Raw genomic sequence first — 16269 nt, forward strand, 5'->3', positions numbered from 1 at the left:
ACGGAACCTTGCGGACCTGCCGTACGGCGGCGACACGGCCAGTGCGATGATGAGCCCGCCATGACTGCCCCCCAGCCGCGCACGGTGCGCTCCGGAACCGACCTCCGGATCCTGCGGGCCGCGGTGTTCGCCGCGGTCTGCGTCGTGCTGTCCGCGGGCGGGCACGCGCTCGCCTCCGGCGGGGTTCCGCCGTGGACGCTGGGTGCGGGATTCCTCGCGGTGCTCGTGGTCGCCGCGCCGCTCGCCGGTCGTGAGCGCTCGCTGCCCGGGATCGCGGCGCTGCTCGCGGCCGGACAGATCGCGCTGCACACACTGTTCGGGCTGGGACAGCACGGGTCGGCCCCGCTCACGGCCTCCGCCACGCCGGCGTCCGACGCCTCCCTGGTCGAACAGGCCGCGCGGCTGGTGTGCGGAACCACGGCGGCGGCGATCAGCCCGGCGCAGGCCCAGCGGATCCTCACGGACGCGGGGATCTCCCCCGGCGCGGGAGCGCAGGCCGCGCACCACCCGGCGGACGCCATGGCCACCGCCGCCGGTTCCCCGGTCGCGCTGCTGCCGTCCCTGCCGATGCTGCTCGGCCATGTCCTCGCGGCGATCGCCGCCGGCTGGCTGCTGCGCCGCGGGGACCTCGCCCTGCTGCGCCTGGCGGAACTCTCGGCGTACTCGGTCACGGAGGGGGCGCTCGTACGGTCCCTGCGCGGGGCGCTCGCGCTGGTGCGAGCCCTGTGCACCGGGCTCCCGGCGGCGCCCGAGGCCGGCCCGCGCTTCCGGCGCGCCGCCGCGCCCACCTGCCCCCAGCCCCGTACGACCGCACTCCAGCACACGGTGATCCGGCGCGGCCCGCCGTCCGCCGCGCTCGCTCTCGCCGCCTGACGCGACGCGACCGCCACTTCGTTCGGAATCCGGCCGGAGGGTGCCTGCCGCCGTCACGCGGCACACGCGCGTGCAGCCCTTGTCCAGGGTCGTCGAGCAATCAACCCGCACGCGCGCGTACCCCTCTTCACCACCACCGGATCCTCACTCGAAGTGGAGTGCTCACCGCCCATGAAGGCTTCCCGTATCGCCACCGTCGGCGCCGTCGCCGCCTCGGCCGTCGTCGTTCTGTCCTCCCCCTGCTTCGCGCACGTCTCCGTGCAGCCCGAGGGCGCGGCCGCCAAGGGCGGCTACGCGGTCGTCGACTTCAAGGTCCCCAACGAGCGCGACAACGCCTCGACCACGAAGCTCGAGATCAACTTCCCGGCCGACCACCCGCTGGCCTCCGTGATGCCGGAGCCGGTCCAGGGCTGGGACGTCAAGGTCACCAAGTCCAAGCTGGACAAGCCGATCGACTCGCACGGCCGACAGATCACCGAGGCCGTCAGCAAGGTCACCTGGACCGCCGACGGCAAGGGCATCGAGCCCGGTTTCTTCCAGAAGTTCCCGGTCTCCGTCGGCGCGCTGCCCGAGGACACCGACGAGCTGGTCTTCAAGGCCATCCAGACGTACTCCAACGACGAGGTCGTCCGCTGGATCGAGGTCCCGCAGGAGGGCCAGGAGGAGCCGGAGAACCCGGCGCCGGTGCTCGCGCTGTCCGAGGCCGAGGAGGACGGCCACAGCCACGGCTCCTCGACGGCGGAGGAGAGCTCCGAGGAGAGCACCGACGACGCCTCGGCCGCCGCCGCGAACACCGCGTCCGACACCGCCGAGCCCGTCGACAGCACCGACACCACGGCCCGTGTCCTCGCCGTCGTCGGCATCGTCGTCGGCGCGGCCGGTGTGGCGTACGGCGTGCTGGCCGGCCGTCGGCGCAGCAACGCCTGAAGCCTTCCGCTCCGTCGGTGCGCGCCGGGTCCGGACGATGCATGAGGCGTCGTCCTGCACCCCGGCGCGCACCGGAGATCTCACATCTGGGACTTTTCCATGCGCAAGAAGACGTTCACCGTGGCTGCGCTGCTCGCCGCCGCAACCCTGACCCTGTCCGCCTGCAGCAGTGGTGACGACGGCGGATCGCCCGTCACCATGGTGTCCGAGGAGGCCGGCTCCGACCGGGCCGCCACCGTCCTCGACCAGCCCTTCGAGAAGCCGGACCTGGTCCTGACCGACACCCGGGGCAAGCAGTACGACCTCCGCAAGGAGACCGCGGGCAAGCCGACGCTGATCTACTTCGGCTACACCAACTGCCCCGATGTCTGCCCCCTGACGATGAACAACATCGCCGTCGCCAAGAAGCAGCTGCCCAAGGCGGAACAGGACGAGCTGCAGGTCGTGTTCGTCACCACCGACCCGGAGCGGGACACCCCGGCCGCACTCGGCAAGTGGCTCAAGGGCATCGACCCCCAAGTCATCGGCCTGTCCGGCGACTTCGACACCATCCAGGCCGGCGCCCGCACGCTCGGCATCTCGATCGATCCGCCGAAGAAGGAGAAGGGCAAGATCGTCTCCACGCACGGCACCCAGGTCGTCGCCTTCTCCCCGAAGAACGACGCGGGTTACGTCCTCTACGGCGAGGACGCCACCGTCGACGACTACACCAAGGACCTCCCCAAGCTCGTCAAGGGGCAGACCCCGTGAGGCGTCTCGCTGTCGCGGCGGCGGTGACGGCCGGGGCGCTGGCCCTCACCGGCTGCGGCGCCGACTCCGACGACGCCGAGGGCGCCCTCTCCGTCAGCTCCGCCTACATGCCGCAACCCGTCTCAGACTCCATGGCGGCGGGCTTCCTGACGATCGCCAACTCAAGCGGCAGGGCAGCCGAGCTGACCTCGGTCACCAGCGACATCGGTGAGGTCACCGTGCACGAGACCGTCGGGCAGGCGATGCACGAGGCCCAGGAGGTCGCGGTGCCCGCACACGGTCGACTCGTCTTCAGAAGCGGCGGAAGCCACCTGATGTTCGAGAAGCTGAAGCGCAAGCCGAAGCAGGGTGAGACGGTCTCCGTCGAGCTGCACTTCGCCACGGCCGTGGTCACCGTGGACATGCCGGTGAAGTCGGCGACGTACACCCCGAAGACCGGGCACTGAGGGAGGGACCCCCTTGACGCAGACCATCGCCCCCCGCGTCCGAAGCCTGGTGCTGCTGCTCCTGGCCGCCGCCGGCCTGCTCCTCGCCGGCGCCGCACCGGCCTCCGCGCACGCCGCGCTGACCGGCAGCGACCCCCAGCAGGGGGCGGTGGTCGACAAGGCCCCGGCACAGGTCTCGCTCACCTTCTCCGAGACCGTCTCGCTCTCCGACGACTCGCTGCGCGTGCTCGACCCCAAGGGCAAGCGGGCCGACACCGGCGCGGCGAGCAACGTCAGCGGAACGACGTACGCCGTGAAACTGCACTCGGGCCTGCCCGACGGCACCTACACCGTCACCTACCAGGTGGTGTCGGCCGACAGCCATCCCGTCGCCGGCGCCTACACCTTCTCCATCGGCGCCCCCTCCTCGACCTCCGTCACGGTGTCGGACCAGACGGCGGGGGGCGGGGTCGTCGGCTGGCTGTACGGGTTCGGGCGGTATGTGTCGTACGCCGGCTTCACCGTGCTGGCCGGCGGCGCCGCCTTCGTCCTCGCCTGCTGGCCGCGCGGCTCGGGCGTACGGGCCGTGCAGCGGCTCGTCGTCTCGGGGTGGGTCGCGCTCACCGCGGCCACCCTCGGCCTGCTCCTCCTGCGCGGCTCCTACACCAGCTCCGGGAAGTTCGGCGACGTCTTCGACCTGGACCTGCTCGGGCAGGTGCTGCAGACCAAGACGGGCGCGGCCCTGGTGTCCCGGCTGCTGCTGCTCGCCGCGGCGGCGCTGTTCATCGCCGTGCTCTTCGGTGCATATGACAAACGCGAGGAGGACGAGAAGCGCGACCTGACGTTCGGACTGGCCGTCGGCGGAGGTGTCGTGGCCGCCGGGATCGCCGCGACCTGGGCGATGTCCGAGCACGCCTCGACCGGCCTCCAGGCCGGGATCGCGATGCCCGTCGACGTCGTCCACCTGCTCGCCGTGGCGGCCTGGCTCGGGGGGCTGTGTGCGCTGCTGGTCTCGCTGTACTGGGCGTCGGCGGAGGCTGCGCCGGCTGCGGGGGCCGTACGGCGGTTCTCGCAGATCGCGTTCGGCAGCGTGGTCGCGCTGGTCGCGACCGGCCTCTACCAGTCCTGGCGGCAGGTCGGCTCCTGGACGGCACTCACCGGGACCCGGTACGGACAGCTGCTGCTCGTCAAGGTCGGGCTCGTGGTGGTGCTGGTCGGCATCGCATGGCTCTCTCGGCGGTGGACCGCCCAGCTGACGGACACGGTCACCGCGACCGGCGGGAAACAGCGGGAACGCACCAAGGAACGGGTCACGGCACGTACCGCTTCCGGTGACGGCAAACGGGCGGATACCGAGGACGGCAAGCAGGCGGCCTCCGGCTCCAAGCGGACGGATGCCGCAGATCCGAAGCGTGCCGCCCAGCTCGCCCGGCAGCGGGCCGCCATGGACACCGCACGCCAGAAGCGCGTCCGGGACGCCGACCCGATCCGCCACGGCCTGCGCCGCTCGGTGCTGGCCGAGGCGGGAGTCGCGGTCGTCCTGCTCACGGTGACCACCCTGCTGACGTCCGCCGAACCGGGGCGCACGGTGGAGGAGGCCGAGGCGGCCACGTCGGCTTCGTCGTCCTCGTCCTCCGACGCCGGGGCCGTGACCCTCGACATGACCTTCGACACCGGCGGCGCGGACGGCAAGGGCGTCGTACGGCTCGACATCGACCCCGCGCGGGTCGGCGGCAACGAGATGCACGTCTATGTGCAGCGGCCCAACGGCCGCGCCTTCGACATCCCCGAGGTGAAGGTCGCCTTCACCCTGAAGTCCAAGGACATCGGACCGCTGCCCGTCGTCCCGGACCACGTCACCACCGGCCACTGGTCGGCGAACGGAGTGCAGATCCCCATGGCGGGCGAGTGGAACATCGCCGTCACCGTGCGGACCTCCGACATCGACCAGACCACCGTCTCCAAGAACGCGCAGATCGGCTGACTCCACCATGGCTGACCAGTCCATTCCTAAGGCCCGTACTCCCGAGGCGAGCCCCAAGGGGGCGGTTTCCCCGGAAGCCGCCCAGAAGGAAGGCGTCTCGCGGCGTGCGCTGCTCGGTACCGCCGGCGCCACCGGGCTCGTGCTCGGCGCGGCGGGCGGTGCCGTCGGATATGCCGCCGCGCCCGCGCAGGCGACGCCGCTCACCTCGCTGGGCGCCGATCAGGTGATGTTTCACGGGAAACATCAGCCCGGCATCACCACCGCCCTGCAGGCCCGCGGCCACCTCGTCGCCTTCGACCTGGCCGCGGGCGCGGGCCGCAAGAAGGCGGCCGCGCTGCTGCGCCGCTGGTCCCAGACGGCCCGGCGGCTGATGGCGGGCGAGCCGGCGACCCAGGACGACACGGATGTGGCACGTGATGCGGGGCCTTCGTCGCTGACCATCACCTTCGGCTTCGGGCACAGCTTCTTCGGCCGTACGGGCCTTCAGAAGCAGCGCCCGGTCGCCCTCGACCCCCTGCCCGACTTCTCCTCCGACCAGCTCGACAAGGCGCGCAGCAACGGCGACCTGTGGGTGCAGATCGGCGCCAACGACGCCCTGGTCGCCTTCCACGCCCTGCGCGCGATCCAGAAGGACGCGGGCAGCGCGGCCCGCCTCCGCTGGCAGATGAACGGCTTCAACCGCTCACCCGGCGCCACCGCCCACCCCATGACGGCACGCAACCTGATGGGCCAGATCGACGGCACACGCAATCCGAAGCCGGCCGACTCCGACTTCGACCAGCGGATCTTCGTGCCGACGTCCGGCTCGAACGACCCGGCCTGGATGGCGAACGGCTCCTACGCCGTCGTACGACGCATCCGCATGCTGCTCGACGACTGGGAACAGCTCTCTCTCAAGGAGCAGGAGAACGTCATCGGGCGCCGCAAGTCCGACGGGGCGCCGCTGTCGGGCGGCACCGAGACGACCGAGATGGACTTGGAGAAGACGGACGCCGAGGGCAACCTGGTCGTCCCGGTCAACGCGCACGCGCGGATCACCCGGCCCGACCAGAACGGCGGTGCCGCGATGCTGCGGCGCCCGTTCTCGTACCACGACGGCTTCGGCACCGACGGGGTGCCGGACGCCGGTCTGCTGTTCATCTGCTGGCAGGCGGATCCGCTGCGCGGGTTCGTGACGGTACAGCGCAAGCTGGACCGGGGGGATGCCTTGTCGCAGTTCATCCGGCACGAGGCGAGCGGGCTGTTCGCGGTGCCGGGTGGGGCGGCGGAGGGGCAGTACGTGGGGCAGGAGTTGCTGGAGGGGTGAGGGTCACCCGGTGGAGCGGCGATCGTGAGACACGTGAGCCGGTTTTCCGGGTGCCCATTAGGGTGAGGACATGCCAGCGAGCTATGCGTATCTCGGCCCCGAGGGCACCTTCACCGAAGTCGCTCTGCGCACGCTTCCGGAGGCGGCGACCCGGGAGCTGATCCCGTACGTGTCCGTGCAGTCCGCGCTCGACGCGGTGCGCGCCGGTGAGGCCGAGGCCGCGTTCGTGCCGATCGAGAACTCCGTCGAGGGCGGCATCACCACCACGCTCGACGAACTGGTCGCGGGCCAGCCGCTGATGATCTACCGCGAGGTGCTGCTGTCGATCACCTTCGCGCTGCTGGTCAGGCCGGGTACCAAGCTGTCGGACATCAAGACGGTCACCGCCCACCCGGCCGCGCAGCCGCAGGTGCGCAACTGGCTGAAGGCGAACCTGCCCGACGCGGTCTGGGAGTCGGCGGCCTCGAACGCGGACGGCGCCCGTCTGGTGCAGGAGGGCCGGTACGACGCGGCCTTCGCAGGCGAGTTCGCAGCCGCCCGGTACGGCCTCGAGGCCCTGGAGACCGGGATCCACGACGCGGAGAACGCCCAGACGCGGTTCGTGCTGGTCGGCCGCCCCGCCCGGCCCGCGGCGCCCACCGGCGCGGACAAGACGTCCGTCGTGCTGTGGCAGCGCGACGATCACCCCGGCGCGCTGCGCGATCTGCTCGGCGAGTTCGCCACCCGGGGCATCAACCTGATGCTGCTGCAGTCCCGGCCGACCGGCGCCGGCATCGGCAACTACTGCTTCTGCATCGATGCCGAGGGCCATATCTCCGACCGGCGGGTCGCCGAGGCCCTGATGGGGCTCAAGCGGATCTGCCTCCAGGTGCGCTTCCTCGGCTCGTATCCGCGCGCGGACGCGACCACGGCGGACGTACGGCCGCTGCTGCCGGGCACGTCGGACGAGGAGTTCTCGTCGGCGGCCGACTGGGTGGCTCGGTGCCAGGACGGCCGGTTCTAGCGCTCCTTCGGCCAGTCCTGTGCAGTCCCTCTTCCGGTCGGTCCTACCAGCTTATTTTCGTTATCCACAGGCGTTATCCACAGGTACGCTTCTCGACCTGGGGACAAGTCGACAGGGGAGTGCCACTCGGTCGACAAATCGGCCTGCATGCCCTCATCGCGTCCACCGGGGCGCAGGCCACCCTTCGTCCATGCTTTTCCTTCGGGCCACCCTTCGGAGCGAAGCATTTCCACTCAGAAGTGGACATAAGTGACGTTTACCCCTGGAATCCTGAGCTTCATCCATGAGTTTCGGAATGATCAACTCCGACATCCACAGATCTTCACACAGCCTGTGGATAACTCTTCGGAGGGTGTGGATTCCTGTGGACAACCGAACCCCCAAGTGCCGTACTCATCAAGGAAATCCAGTCAAGCGGCCACCCCTCTCATGCCCCGATCAAGGGAACCCAAAGATCGTTACTGACAGCACGACAATTCACTCACATCTGTATGTAAGCCGCATCTCGGAATAGTGAGTCGTGGGCCCTCACCCCGCACCGGTAGCCTTGACCGCGTGATTGACCTTCGCCTGCTCCGTGAGGACCCCGACCGTGTGCGCGCCTCCCAGCGCGCCCGTGGAGAGGACGTCGCGCTCGTCGACGCTCTCCTGTCTGCCGACGAGCGGCGCAGGTCGTCCGGCGTCCGCTTCGACGAACTGCGCGCCGAGCAGAAGGCGCTCGGCAAGCTGATCCCCAAGGCCACCGGGGACGAGAAGGCCGAGCTGCTGAAGAAGGCGAGCCAGCTCGCCGCCGACGTCAAGACGGCCGACGCCGAGCGCGACGCGGCCGACACCGAGACCCAGGAGCTCCTCCTCCGGCTGGGCAACCTCGTCCATCCAGACGTCCCCGTGGGCGGCGAGGAGGACTTCGTCACCCTGGAGACGCACGGCACGATCCGTGACTTCGGCGCCGAGGGCTTCGAGCCCAAAGACCACCTGGAGCTCGGCCAGCTGCTCGGCGCCATCGACGTCGAGCGCGGCGCGAAGGTCTCGGGCTCGCGTTTCTACTTCCTGACGGGCGTCGGCGCGCTGCTGGAGCTGGCCCTGGTGAACGCCGCGCTGGCGCAGGCCACGGCGGCCGGCTTCACGCCGATGCTGACGCCGGCGCTGGTCCGCCCGCAGGCCATGGGCGGTACGGGCTTCCTCGGCCAGGCCTCGCAGGACGTCTACCACCTCGACAGCGACGACCTGTACCTGGTCGGCACCTCCGAGGTGGCGCTCGCCGGCTACCACATGGACGAGATCCTCGACGCCGACCGCCTCCCGCTGCGCTACGCGGGCTTCTCGCCCTGCTTCCGCCGCGAGGCCGGCTCGCACGGCAAGGACACACGGGGCATCTTCCGCGTCCACCAGTTCGACAAGGTCGAGATGTTCTCCTACGTGGCCCCCGAGGACTCGCAGGCCGAGCACCAGCGCCTGCTGGAGTGGGAGAAGCAGTGGCTGACGTCGCTGGAGCTGCCGTACCGCGTCATCGACGTCGCCTCCGGTGACCTCGGCGCCTCGGCCTCGCGCAAGTTCGACTGCGAGGCGTGGATCCCGACGCAGGGCAAGTACCGCGAGCTGACCTCGACCTCGGACTGCACCGAGTTCCAGTCCCGCCGTCTGTCGATCCGGGTCCGCGAGGACAAGAAGGTGCGGCCGCTGGCCACGCTCAACGGCACACTGTGCGCCGTACCGCGCACGATCGTGGCAATCCTGGAGAACCACCAGCAGGCCGACGGCTCGGTCCGCGTGCCCGAGGTCCTGCGCCCGTATCTGGGCGGCCGGGAGGTCCTGGAGCCGGTGGCCAAGTGACCACCGGCTTCCCCTACCGCCTCATCGCCACCGACCTCGACGGAACGCTGCTGCGCTCCGACGAGTCGGTCTCGCAGCGCACCCGCGACGCGCTCGCCGCGGCCACCGCGGCGGGCGCCGCGCACATCGTCGTCACCGGCCGTGCGGTCCCGTGGACCCGGCACATCCTCGACGACCTCGGCTACCACGGGCTCGCGGTCTGCGGGCAGGGCGCGCAGGTCTACGACGCCGGCGAACACCGTCTGCTGACGTCGGTGACCCTGGACCGGCAACTGGCCGGGGTGGCCCTGGCCAAGATCGAGGCGGAGGTCGGTCCGCTGTATCTGGCGGCCAGCCGCGACGGGCTGAACGGCGAGGTGCTGGTCGGGCCCGGCTACTCGGTCACGGGCGCCCTTCCGGCCACTCCGTTCACCGATGTGTCCGATCTGTGGGCCGCCCCGCTGAACAAGATCTACATCCAGCATCCGACGCTGACGGACGACGAACTCGCCGAGGCGGCCCGCCGGGCTGCGGGCGGCTTCGTCACCGTCGCCATGGCCGGCCAGGGCATCGTCGAACTCCTCCCCCTCGGCCTCTCGAAGGCCACGGGGCTGTCACTGGCCGCCCGCCGCCTGGGCATGAAGGCCGCGGACACCATCGCCTTCGGCGACATGCCCAACGACATCCCGATGTTCGCCTGGGCGGCCCGGGGAGTGGCGATGGCCAACGCCCATGAGGAACTGAGGGCGGTGGCAGACGAGGTGACGTCCTCGAACGAGGAGGACGGCATCGCGGTGGTGCTGGAGCGGTTGCTGGGTTAGCAGTTGCTGTCTAACGTGCGTAGCTGCGGGCAGCTGTGCCTCCCCCAGTGCCTTAAGGGCCTGGGGGGACCCCCAGGGCGGCACGGGTGGGCGCAGGCGGCACCTCGTAGTGCCGAGCTGCGCACCCGCCCCGCCGCCCCAGCGCAGCGCGCCTCTCAAAGAGGCGACACCTGGGAAGGCGGCCCACGCGAGCGCAACGCTCACGTGCTCGAAGCGGCCGCCCCGGGCACCCCCCGTGCGGGACGGGCTCGACGGAGCGTTGGGGCTACTCCGGAGCCCGCCGCGGGCTGCCCTGTCGGGAGCTGGACGTACTGCCGTGCATGGGCATCACCCAACTCCTCTCCCAGAACATGGCGCCGGCTCGATCCGGCGTCGTGGACACAACCACTCTGCCGGTACGACGAGTTGGGCGCCACTGATTAAGGGCGGGCCGCACGGTGGCTACCGGCGGCGCCACCTGCGCCGACGCACCTTGCTGAAGAACCACCCCGCAGGCGGCTCGTCGGAGCGCCACAGCTGCGGCTCGGGCTCCTCACGGCGCCAGCGCTCGGCAAGCATCCGGGCCCGCGCGGACGGCTCGGACGTCTCGGCGGCGCGTATGAAGTCCTCGTCCAGGACGAGGTCGTCCCAGGTCTCGGACCCGGCGCCATCCCCGGCCTCGTTCCCGGACCGACCTCGACCCTCGCCCTGCGGCGTCTGCCCTGCCATCCCGGTTCCTCCCAGCCGTACTTCCCCCGTACATTCCGCTTTGCCCAGTGTGCCCGGACAGAGGTGAAGCCCACGTCAAGGCCGAGCCGCCGGCCGTGCGGCCCCGGTCACTCCTCCCCGGCCAGGGTCAGCGACCGCAGCTTCTGGCCGGCGTACCAGGTGGCGAGCACCGTGACCGCCACCAGCAGCACCGTCGCGGTCGGCAGCCCGACGTCCGAGGTCACCAGGTCACCCTCGCCGACCCGGTGGGCCACCGCCAGCGACCACTGCTGGACGCTCAGCGTGCGCGCCCCGGCCACGAGGGAGCCGAACAGGGCCTCCCAGACCAGCGCATAGACGAGGCCGAAGACGACCGCGTGCCGGGACACCGTGCCGAGCAGCAGGAACAGGGCCGCGTAGGCGATGGAGGCGACCAGCGCGGCCACCGTGTAGGCGACGGCGATCTGCTGGCCGTTGCCGTTCAGGATCAGGCCCGCGATGAGCGTGGGCACCGCCGAGAACACCATGGTCACGGCGATCGCGACGATCAGCTTGGTGAAGATGATCGTCGGCCGTTTCACCGGCTTGGACAGCAGGTACACCACCGAGCCGTCGTCGATCTCCGGCCCGATGGCGCCCGTGCCCGCGATGACGCCGATGATCGGCACCATCGTGGCGAGCGCCAGCCCGCCGAGCAGGTCGGCGGCGGTCTGGTCGTCCGCGCCGGCGAGGCCGCGCACCACCACGGAGATGGCGATCAGCAGCAGCGGCAGCGCGCCGAGAATGAGGGCCCGGCGACGGCCGAGCAGGGCCCGGTAGGTGAGTCGGGCGACTGTGGGGTCGTACATCTTCGGCCTCCTACGCCGCGACCAGATACGAGAACACGGACTCGAGGGACTCGTCGGACGGCGAGACCGTCAGCAGACGGATGCCCTGGTCCCGGGCCACCCGCGGCAGCAGGGCGGTGAAACGGCCGAAGTCGACGGCCTGGATACGCAACGCGCCCTCCGTCAGGTCGACTTCGATGCCGGACGTCGACGGGTCGGCGATCAGCGCGGCCGCGAGGGCGCGGTCGTCGCTGGAACGCACCAGGTAACGGTGCGGCCGGTCGGTCATCAGGCGGCGGATCTTGCGGAAGTCGCCGCTGGCCGCGTGCCGTCCGGCGACGACGACCTCGATGTGCCAGGCGAGTTGCTCGACCTCTTCGAGGATGTGGGACGAGAACAGCACGGTGCGGCCCTCGTCGCCCATGCGCCGCAGCAGATCCATCAGCTGCATGCGCTGGCGCGGGTCCATGCCGTTGAACGGCTCGTCGAGCAGAAGCAGCGACGGGTCGTGGACCAGCGCGGACGCCATCTTCACGCGCTGACGCATGCCCTTGGAGTACGTGGCGATCTTGCGGTCCTGCGCGTACTCCATCTCGACGGTGGCCAGGGCCTTTTGGGCCGCGGTGGCCCCGAGGCCGTGCAACTCGGCGTTGGCGACGACGAATTCGCGGCCGGTGAGGAAGTCGTACATCGCCTCGCGCTCGGGGACGATGCCGATGTGCTTGTAGATCGACTCGTTGCGCCACACCTGCCGGCCGTCGAGGGTGACCGTGCCGGTGGACGGGGCCAGGAAGCCGCCCATCATGTTGATCAGGGTGGACTTTCCGGCGCCGTTGGGGCCCAGGAGGCCGGTGACGCCGGGGCCGATCGTCATGGTGATGTCGTTGACGGCGACCACGTTGCCGAACCAGCGGGAGACGTGGTCGATGGAGAGCGTGGTCACAGTCCGACCTTTCGGTAGCGGCGCATCAGGAGGCCGTAGCAGGCGGCGATCAGGCCGAGGGCGACGAGGACGTAGACCACGCCCTCCCCGTTCGTCGGGCCGACGCCTCCGGGAAACGCCGAAGTCGCGCCGAGGAACGCGGACTGCACGCCGTCGATGAGCGTGATCGGTGAGAAGAGGCCGATCCATGCAATGGATCCGCTGCTGTTCTGCACCTCGGCGATGGCCTGAAGGGTGGAGACCGCGCCGTAGGAGATGGTCAGGACGGCGATCACGGCCGCGATGCCGAAGCCGCGGCGCGGAGTGACCGCCGCGATGACCAGGCCGAGACCGGCGAAGAGCAGCGAGAGCAGTGCCACGGAGACGAGTCCCTGTGCGAATCCCTTGGTCTGGTCGGCGAAGTCGAGCTTGGCCAGCAGAGCGCCCACATAGAGGACGAGCAGCGGGGCGGCGGTGAGGATGAACATCGCCGAGGCCAGTGCCGCGTACTTCGCGCGGACGTAGTCGGCCGTCTCGATCGGCCGTGAGAAGTACAGCGGCACGGTCTTGAAGCGCAGGTCGCGCGAGACGGACTGGGGTGCCTGTGAGGCGACGTACAGGCTGATGACGGCCTGCATGATGATCGCGTAGCGGGTGTACTCGACGGGCAGGTCGTTCGCCTTGGTGGCGACGGCGACGGCGACCATGATGGCCGCGGGCACGCACATCACCACGAACAGCAGCATCGGCAGCACCTTGGACTTCACCGAGCGGCCGAGGCCGTAGGCGCCGCGCAGGGACTGCGAGTAGAGGGAGCGGCGGGCGTAGGAGCGGCCCAGGCGCGGGCCGTCGTATGTGCGGTAGCCGATGTTGTGGATGCGGGTCTGGTCACCCGGCGGGGACGCTACGGGGTGCTCAACTGCCATGGCCGACCGCCTCCTTCCGCTGCTCGTCGGTGTCGGTGTCGGTCGTGAAGACCTCCGAGATGTGGTGCCGGCGCTGCTCCATGCGGACCAGACCGAGACCGAGGTCGGCGACGGTGTCCCTGACCAGGTCGTAGGTCTCCTCGCCCTGCGCGGTGAGCAGCAGGACGTGTCCGGCGCCGGGCAGGCCGCTGCCGGCGTCGACGGTCACCCCGCGCGCGTGGAGCGCTTCGCGCACCGCGCGGGTGCCGTCCGGGTGTTCGTCGGTGTCGGTGACCTCGATCGCGAGGGTCGTCGTGGTCTGGGTGAAGTCCGTGGTGGAGCTGGAGCGCAGGAGCTTGCCGCCGTCGATGACGACGACGTGGTCGCAGGTGCGTTCCAGTTCGCCCAGGAGGTGGGAGGTGACCAGGACCGAGATGCCGAAGTCGGTGTGGATGCGGCGGATCAGGCCGAGCATCTCGTCGCGGCCGACCGGGTCCAGGCCGTTGGTCGGCTCGTCCAGGAAGACCAGCTGCGGGTCGTGGACCAGGGCCTGCGCGAGCTTCACGCGCTGCTTCATGCCGGTCGAGTAGCCGCCGATGGGGCGGTACCGCTCCTCGTACAGGCCGACGTGGCGCAGGGTGTCCGCGGTGCGCTCACGCGCGGCGGTGGGCGGCAGGCCGGACATGCGCGCCATGTGGACGACGAACTCGGTGGCCGAGACGTCGGGCGGCAGACAGTCGTGCTCCGGCATGTACCCCACGCGCTCGCGGATGGCGGCGCCTTTGGTGGCGACGTCGAGGCCGAGCACTTCGGCACGGCCCTCGGTGGCAGGGGACAGACCCAGCAGGATCTTGATCAGTGTGGACTTGCCGGCCCCGTTGGCTCCGACGAGTCCGGTCACACCGGGCCCGACGTCCACGGAGAGCCGGTCAAGCGCGGTCACCCTGGGGAACCGCTTGCTCAGGCTTTCGGTCGCGATCACAGTCACGTCGTAGACGGTAGTGACGCGGACCACGCCAGTCGTCAGACCGCAGAGCCGTCTTGGAGTCACTCTCGAGTAGTACGGGACCCTGAGGGTCCCCCTGAGGTCGAACGGCCACGCCTGTTGACGCAGCCTCTAACAACTGTCAGATTCGCCGATGTCTCGTGACGAGCACGTACCGCAACCGGACGACGATGTGCCGCACCTCAGGCGCTGGGCGGAGGAGAAGTGACGGTGCTGAAGGGCGCGCGGGAGCGCCGGGTGCGTACGGGCGGGGTCGAGCTGTGCGTGGCCGAGCTGGGGGACCCGGAGCAGCCGACGGTCGTGCTCGTGCACGGCTACCCGGACAGCAAGGAGGTCTGGTCCGAGGTGGCCGTCCGCCTCGCCGACCACTTCCATGTCGTGCTGTACGACGTGCGGGGCCACGGCCGGTCCACGGCGCCGCAGCCCCTGCGCGGCGGATTCACCCTGGAGAAGCTGACGGACGACTTCCTCGCCGTCGCGGACGCGGTCAGCCCGGACCGTCCGGTGCACCTCGTGGGGCACGACTGGGGCTCGGTGCAGTCCTGGGAGTTCGTCACCGTTCGGCGCACCGAGGGCCGGATCGCGTCCTTCACCTCGATGTCCGGTCCTTCGCTGGACCACTACGGCCACTGGATCCAGCGGCGCGTCAAGCGCCCGACCCCGCGCCGCGTCGGCCAGCTCCTGAGCCAGGGCGCCAAGTCCTGGTACGTGTACCTGCTGCACACGCCCGTGCTGCCCGAACTGGCCTGGCGAGGCCCCCTCGGCAAGCACTGGCCGCGCATCCTGGAACGCGTCGAGAAGTTCCCCGGCGGCGACTACCCGACCTCGTCGCTGCCCACCGACGCGGCGCACGGGGCGTGGCTGTACCGGGACAACGTACGGGCCCGGCTGCGCAGGCCCCGCCCGGACGCGTACGCGCACGCGCCCGTGCAGCTCATCACGCCCCTGAGGGACGCATTCCTGTCCGAGAAGCTCTACGACGAACTGGAACGGTGGGCTCCCCGGTTGACCCGCCGCACGCTCCCGGCCAAGCACTGGATCCCGCGCACGCGCCCCGATCAGCTGGCCGCCTGGATCGAGGAGTTCGTGCTGGCGAACGAGTCGGGCAGGCCGGTGATCGAGGCGACCGGACGGTACGCCGACCGCTTCGGCGGTCAGCTCGTCCTGGTCACGGGCGCGGGCAGCGGCATCGGGCGAGCCACGGCGTTGGCGTTCGCCCAGTCCGGCGCGCGCGTGATCGCCGTCGACCGGGACGCGGAGGGCGCGGCCCGCACGGCGGAGATGTCCCGGCGGATCGGGTCTCCGGCGGCCTGGGCGGAGACCGTCGACGTCTCCGACGAGCAGGCCATGGAGAAGCTCACGGAGAAAGTCGCGACCGAGTACGGCGTGGTGGACGTCCTGGTGAACAACGCCGGAATCGGGCTGGCCGGCCCCTTCCTCGACACCACACCGGAGGACTGGCGCAAGGTCCTCGACGTCAATCTGTGGGGCGTGATCCACGGCTGCCGGCTGTTCGGCCGGCAGATGGCCGCGCGCGGACAGGGCGGCCACATCGTCAACGTCGCCTCGGCGGCGGCGTACCAGCCCTCCAGGGCGCTGCCCGCGTACAGCACCTCCAAGGCCGCCGTGCTGATGCTGAGCGAGTGCCTGCGCGCCGAACTCGCCGGGCAGGGCATCGGCGTCACGGCGATATGCCCCGGCTTCGTCAACACCAACATCACGTCCACGGCTCGGTTCGCGGGCGTGGACGCGGAGGAGGAGAAGCGGCGCCAGAAGAGGGCCGCGCGCCTGTACGGGCTGCGGAACTACCCGCCGGAGAAGGTCGCCGACGCCATCCTGCGGGCGGTGGTCCGCAACGAGGCGGTCGTTCCGGTGACGCCCGAGGCACGCGGCGCCTATCTGCTCGCTCGGTTCATGCCTCGGGCGTTGCGGGGGATCGCGCGGGTGGAACCGCCGTTGTGAGTGGCTGTGAAGCTGAGGGCCAGTTGTCCACAGCATCGCCCATTCTCCTGTGGATAACT

15 protein-coding genes are annotated in these 16269 nt (G+C 70.5%); 10 read left to right on the top strand and 5 right to left on the bottom strand.

All coding sequences use genetic code 11. The features are described from left to right. Positions 1-60 precede the first annotated feature (60 nt). The 9 genes from StrepF001_RS15240 to StrepF001_RS15280 all read left to right on the top strand — a co-directional run bounded on the left by StrepF001_RS15240 (position 61) and on the right by StrepF001_RS15280 (position 9901). A complete protein-coding gene (locus StrepF001_RS15240; protein ID WP_129798770.1) occupies positions 61-873 on the top strand; it encodes a hypothetical protein in 813 nt (270 codons plus the stop codon). A 171-nt stretch (positions 874-1044) separates the two neighbouring features. Next, a complete protein-coding gene (locus StrepF001_RS15245; protein WP_129798771.1) occupies positions 1045-1800 on the top strand; it encodes a YcnI family protein in 756 nt (251 codons plus the stop codon). A gap of 99 nt (positions 1801-1899) precedes the next feature. Beyond that, positions 1900-2550 carry an SCO family protein gene (locus StrepF001_RS15250; protein ID WP_129798772.1) on the top strand — a complete coding sequence of 217 codons (651 nt, stop codon included), beginning with the start codon at positions 1900-1902 and terminating at the stop codon, positions 2548-2550. After that, positions 2547-2996: a copper chaperone PCu(A)C gene (locus tag StrepF001_RS15255; protein WP_129798773.1), complete on the top strand. Its 450-nt coding sequence runs from the start codon at positions 2547-2549 to the stop codon at positions 2994-2996. The genes StrepF001_RS15250 and StrepF001_RS15255 overlap by 4 nt, the downstream gene beginning before the upstream one ends. Positions 2997-3009: 13 nt before the next feature. Next, entirely contained in the window at positions 3010-4959 is a 1950-nt protein-coding gene (locus StrepF001_RS15260; RefSeq protein ID WP_129798774.1) for a copper resistance protein CopC, read from the top strand. Positions 4960-4966: 7 nt separating this feature from the next. After that, complete coding sequence (gene efeB, locus StrepF001_RS15265) at positions 4967-6265, top strand: iron uptake transporter deferrochelatase/peroxidase subunit (RefSeq protein ID WP_129798775.1); 1299 nt, start codon at positions 4967-4969, stop codon at positions 6263-6265. Positions 6266-6335: 70 nt separating this feature from the next. Continuing rightward, the gene (gene pheA / locus StrepF001_RS15270) at positions 6336-7268 is read left to right on the top strand and encodes a prephenate dehydratase (protein WP_129798776.1); all 933 of its coding nucleotides are present in this window, start codon (positions 6336-6338) and stop codon (positions 7266-7268) included. Between the two features lie 555 nt (positions 7269-7823). Beyond that, complete coding sequence (gene serS, locus StrepF001_RS15275; protein ID WP_129798777.1) at positions 7824-9101, top strand: serine--tRNA ligase; 1278 nt, start codon at positions 7824-7826, stop codon at positions 9099-9101. After that, a complete protein-coding gene (locus StrepF001_RS15280) occupies positions 9098-9901 on the top strand; it encodes an HAD family hydrolase (protein WP_129798778.1) in 804 nt (267 codons plus the stop codon). The genes serS and StrepF001_RS15280 overlap by 4 nt, the downstream gene beginning before the upstream one ends. Before the next feature lie 441 nt (positions 9902-10342). Here StrepF001_RS15280 and StrepF001_RS15285 read toward each other — a convergent pair whose 3' ends face one another. The 5 genes from StrepF001_RS15285 to StrepF001_RS15305 form a co-directional block, all read right to left on the bottom strand. Next, positions 10343-10609, bottom strand: a complete 267-nt coding sequence (locus StrepF001_RS15285; RefSeq protein WP_129798779.1) for a hypothetical protein — start codon at positions 10607-10609, stop codon at positions 10343-10345. A 107-nt stretch (positions 10610-10716) separates the two neighbouring features. Further along, positions 10717-11436 (bottom strand): ABC transporter permease, encoded by a 720-nt coding sequence (locus StrepF001_RS15290; protein WP_129798780.1) that lies wholly within the window; start codon positions 11434-11436, stop codon positions 10717-10719. 10 nt (positions 11437-11446) lie between these two features. Then, the gene (locus tag StrepF001_RS15295; RefSeq protein ID WP_129798781.1) at positions 11447-12358 is read right to left on the bottom strand and encodes an ABC transporter ATP-binding protein; all 912 of its coding nucleotides are present in this window, start codon (positions 12356-12358) and stop codon (positions 11447-11449) included. Continuing rightward, positions 12355-13263, bottom strand: a complete 909-nt coding sequence (locus StrepF001_RS15300) for an ABC transporter permease (protein WP_129798782.1) — start codon at positions 13261-13263, stop codon at positions 12355-12357. Before StrepF001_RS15300 ends, StrepF001_RS15295 begins: the two co-directional genes overlap by 4 nt. Continuing rightward, positions 13253-14224 (bottom strand): ABC transporter ATP-binding protein, encoded by a 972-nt coding sequence (locus StrepF001_RS15305; RefSeq protein WP_129799116.1) that lies wholly within the window; start codon positions 14222-14224, stop codon positions 13253-13255. The genes StrepF001_RS15300 and StrepF001_RS15305 overlap by 11 nt, the downstream gene beginning before the upstream one ends. A gap of 228 nt (positions 14225-14452) precedes the next feature. On the opposite strand from StrepF001_RS15305, the gene StrepF001_RS15310 reads away from it, so the two are divergent. Continuing rightward, on the top strand, positions 14453-16210 hold the full coding sequence (locus StrepF001_RS15310; RefSeq protein ID WP_129798783.1) for an SDR family oxidoreductase: 1758 nt from the start codon (positions 14453-14455) through the stop codon (positions 16208-16210). Positions 16211-16269: the final 59 nt, after the last annotated feature.

This window comes from Streptomyces sp. F001 (assembly GCF_004187715.1).
Classification (GTDB): domain Bacteria; phylum Actinomycetota; class Actinomycetes; order Streptomycetales; family Streptomycetaceae; genus Streptomyces; species Streptomyces flavusporus.